We start from the raw sequence: 1,371 nt of genomic DNA on the forward strand, positions 1-1,371 counted from the left end.
TCGAACCTGCGCTGCCCTCACGCATGAGACGTGAGCTTTGCGCCACTGCGGCGACGCGTTGAAGCGACTATTGCCGTTTCCGAAGCTTCAAGCTAAAAGCCCGCAACGGAGCGGTGGCCGAGTGGTCGAAGGCGCACGCCTGGAAAGTGTGTAGGCGGGGAACCGTCTCGAGGGTTCGAATCCCTCTCGCTCCGCCACTTGCCCCCGCGAAAGCGTTCTCAGGGTCCGGCCGCGCCCGGATTTTTCCGTTGTTTTCGAGGGTTATGCGGGAGAGGCTGAGCACTGGCACCTGAGCCAGGAGGCACGGAAGCGGTCTCTCAGGGCAGATGTTCTCCGGACCTCATGACTGCGGGGATTTGGTGAATTTCTCATAAGCCCTTGTAGAGGCAGAGGAATTTCAAGCCGCTGAAAATGCTTGGATTGGAGACGCGTTTGCGCCTGCCGCGACCGGGTTCGGAAGTTCTCAGGCCATCGCCCGTTCCAACCTCTGCTTTCGACGCTCCCAATCGGGCATCACCTTATCGAGTAGCTCGAAGAATGCGGGGCCGTGATGTGGCTCCGCCACATGGCAGAGCTCGTGGGTGATCACATAGTCGATGGCGTCGACGGGTGCCTGCACAAGGCGGCGGTTCAGCAGTAGGCGCCCCGCCGGCGACATGAATCCCCATCGCTGCCTGGTCTGGCGCACGATGAGACCTCGTGGCCGGAATGCCTCAGGATCCGGGAAGAGACCGAGACAGAGTTCGATCCGCTCCGGGAACTTGATGTGTGCGCGGTCCCGGTACCATGCCTCGACCAGTTCGCGCGTCACCTCCGGCCTGGTCGGCCGGTGTGTCTGCACAACGATGAAGCCGCGGATCAGCTTCACGCTTTCCTGGACATGCGGGACGACCTTCAGCCGATACTGACGCCCGAGGTAGAGATGGGTCTCACCGGCGACAAACCTGCGCTCCGGTGTTCTTGGAAGGAACTGGGCGAAGTACCGCTGCTGCCGCGTCACCCATGCCGCGCGCTTCCGCAGCTTGGCTTCTATGGCGTCGAGCGTCGCGTCCTCCGGGGCCGCGATCACCACCGAAGCATCCGGCTCGACAGCGATCTCTAGCGTCTTCCTCGGACGGCGGACGATCTCGTACCGGATCTCCTGCTCGCCGTACTGCAGGCAGTGCAGTTCCCGTGTCATGCCGCGAACCGGGCCCGAGCAAGATCCATGATCTTGAGTTCGAGATCGTCGAGAACCTCCACGGGCAGGTCGACGCCCCTCTCGTCACGCAGAACGTCGAAGAAGTAGTCATCAATGGCATTGCGCAGTTTGTTCTGGGCCACTTCGTTCGACCAGATGTCGACGATCAGGTGGGACTTGATGATGTCGAT

2 protein-coding genes and 1 tRNA gene are annotated in these 1,371 nt (G+C 61.6%); 1 reads left to right on the forward strand and 2 read right to left on the reverse strand.

All coding sequences use genetic code 11. The annotated features are described in order from the left end of the window. Nucleotides 1-107: 107 nt before the first annotated feature. Nucleotides 108-197 (forward strand) — tRNA-Ser (locus ACTVZP_RS22185). A 266-nt stretch (nt 198-463) separates the two neighbouring features. On the opposite strand, the gene ACTVZP_RS22190 is transcribed toward ACTVZP_RS22185, so the two are convergent. Continuing rightward, nucleotides 464-1,180, reverse strand: coding sequence for a M48 family metallopeptidase (locus tag ACTVZP_RS22190; RefSeq protein ID WP_443214296.1), 717 nt, complete (start codon nt 1,178-1,180; stop codon nt 464-466). After that, on the reverse strand, nt 1,177-1,371 hold a 195-nt coding region (locus tag ACTVZP_RS22195; RefSeq protein WP_443214297.1), incomplete at its 5' end, for a hypothetical protein. The genes ACTVZP_RS22195 and ACTVZP_RS22190, both read right to left, overlap by 4 nt.

Source organism: Rhodobacter sp. NSM (genome assembly GCF_052244495.1).
GTDB lineage: Bacteria > Pseudomonadota > Alphaproteobacteria > Rhodobacterales > Rhodobacteraceae > Cereibacter_A.